Below are 2,482 nucleotides of genomic sequence, written 5' to 3'. Positions count from 1 at the left end.
CGAAGCCACGGGCCTACCGGTCGCCGTCGCCTTCGATGCTGGCAACCTGCAGCCGGTCGCAGCCGAGCTGCGCAAGCGCTACAAGCTGGCGAAGCTGCTCATCTGCGCCGACGACGACAACACACAGAAGTGCCAGCAGCCCGAGTGCAAGCGGCGCGTGTGGGTTGCCGACGGCCCAATCTGCCCGCACTGCGGCCAGCCGCACAAGGCGACGAACGCCGGCGTGTCCGCGGCCAGCCTCACCGCCATGGCCGTCGGCGGCGGGTGGATGGTGCCGGGCTGGGCGGACCCTGAAACACGCCGCACCGACTGGCTGGACAAGGGCGAGAAGCTCAACGACTTCAACGACCTGCACCTGGCCGAGGGCCTCCACGCCGTGCGCGCGCAGGTGGAGTCCCGCATTTCGGGACTGGGCTGGCGCGCGCAGGGCGCGGCGCGTGCCCCACACGGCAAGGGGAGCGGGGCCGACGGCAAGCCTGCGGCCGCGCCACTGCGCCCCATCGATTCGCTTGACGAACTGCTCGAGCGGTTTGCGCTGGTCTATGGCCAGGGCGGCGTTACCTTCGATCACCAGGAGCACATGCTTGTGGCGCTCAGCGACATGCGCGATGCGTGCCTGAGCCGGGAGACGCATCGCGCGTGGGCCGAGCATCCCGAAAAGCAGATCGTGCGCGTCACCGAGGTCGGCTTCGATCCCGCGTGCACCGACACCACCATTCACTGCAACCTCTGGGCGGGCTGGCCCACAGAGGCGAAGGCGGGGAAGTGCGAGTACCTGCTCGACCTGCTGCGCCACATGTGCGCCGGCGACAGCCGCCCGGATGCGCTGTACGAGTGGGTGCTGCGCTGGATCGCCTACCCGATCCAGCACCCCGGCGCAAAGATGAAGACGACGCTGGTGCTGCACGGGCCGCAGGGCACCGGCAAAAACATGTTCTTCGAAGCGCTGATGGCGATCTACGGGCGCTACGGCCGCGTCATCGACCAGAGTGCGATCGAAGACAAGTTCAACGACTGGGCCAGTCGCAAGCTGTTCCTCATCGCTGACGAAGTGGTGGCGCGGTCGGACCTCTACCACGTGAAGAACAAGCTCAAGGCCTTCATTACCGGGGACTGGATCCGCATCAATCCGAAGAACTTCTCAGCCTACGACGAACGCAACCACGTCAACCTGGTGTTCCTGAGCAACGAGACGATGCCGGTGGTGCTCGAGCAGGACGACCGGCGGCATGCCGTCATCTGGACGCCCGAGAAGCTGAGCCGCGAGTTCTACCGCGACCTGCTCGTGGAGCTGGAGAACGGCGGCGCCGCGGCGCTGCACGACTACCTGCTGCACGTCGACCTGTGCGACTTCACCGAAGGCACGTTGYCACCGATGACCGAAGCCAAGCGCGAACTGATCGACCTCAGCATGGACAGCCCGAGCCGTTTCTTCAAGGCCTTCGAGTCGGGCGAGATCGACGGCTTTCCCGCGAAGAACGCGCCGAAGCTGCTGAGCCCGATGCTGCCCCTGGACCTCTATGCCCTGTACGGGGCCTGGTGTCATCGCGTGGGCCTCAAGGCGCTGCACCAACCACGGTTCGCGAGCGAGCTAATGCGCAAGCACGGCGCCAAGACCTTGTCGAAGCGCTACGACCTCGGCGTGGGCGTGAAGGGCCCGTCCGGGGTCACGTTCCTGCCCGGTGGCGCCGAGTGCCCGGTCGGCGAGCACGAGCCGACGTGGATCGGCGACAGGGCGCGCGCCTTCAAGGACTCGCTCAAGGCATTCCGAGAAGGGGGGCATTGATGTCGCAGGGGTCGTTCGTCCAATTCGGTGAGGCATGTGAGCCAGCTGTGAGCCATGGTGTGAGGCAAGAAAACCCAATGAAATCAACGCTTGTGAGGTATGTGAGGCATCCGGGCCTTACCCGCCCATGTGTGCGCATGCGTGGGTGCGTGCGCACACCCGCATGCATGTGCACCCGCCTGCATGCCTCACATACCTCACATACCCCACACGCCAATGCCGACAGGCACTTACGTGCGCACCCATGCCCCACACCACCCCTCACACGCCTCACAAAAAAGGATGAGATGGACGGAGAAGTGATTTCGAAGGTGATCCGCTGCACGGAAGCGAATGCGGCGGAGTTCGCGGCCCTGGTCAATGGCTGGCCGGAGTTGAGGGCGTTGGTGCGCAGCCTGCGCGCTGACGACCTGTTCCCGGGCTTGCGCGGGCTGCAGGTGACGCTCACCGGCGCGCCGGAATGGGTCGCCCAGGGGTTGGCCGCGGTCGGGCCCGAAAACGGCGCGGTGGCGGCGGGAGGTTCGTATGCGGCTTGACCTCAAGCTCGACGGCCTGGACTCCGTGCGCGAATCGCTGGGCAAGCTGAGCGGCAAACAGGCGCGCACCGCCTACGCGGCCGCACTCAACGACGCGGGGTTCCAGGTTCGGCGCGTCATGCGCAACGAAATCCGCAGCGTGTTCGACCGGCCCACGCCC

Annotated in this window: 2 protein-coding genes; both read left to right on the top strand. The window is 66.3% G+C overall.

All coding sequences use genetic code 11. The features are described 5' to 3' along the window. Positions 1 to 1,786 (top strand): DUF5906 domain-containing protein (locus tag AC1DOC_RS29190; RefSeq protein WP_478131072.1); only part of this gene is annotated, 1,786 nt, incomplete at its 5' end. A gap of 287 nt (positions 1,787 to 2,073) precedes the next feature. Further along, entirely contained in the window at positions 2,074 to 2,322 is a 249-nt protein-coding gene (locus AC1DOC_RS29185; protein WP_478080701.1) for a hypothetical protein, read from the top strand. The last annotated feature ends 160 nt before the right edge of the window (positions 2,323 to 2,482 follow it).

It is taken from the genome of Variovorax sp. 01T439_2 (genome assembly GCF_056398445.1).
This window is presented reverse-complemented; position numbering and strand designations above follow the sequence as displayed.

What these genes read in the sequence shown, in the direction of transcription:
- AC1DOC_RS29185 (WP_478080701.1), top strand. Translation starts at nt 2,074, where the DNA reads ATGGACGGAGAAGTGATTTCGAAGGTGATCCGCTGCACGGAAGCGAAT.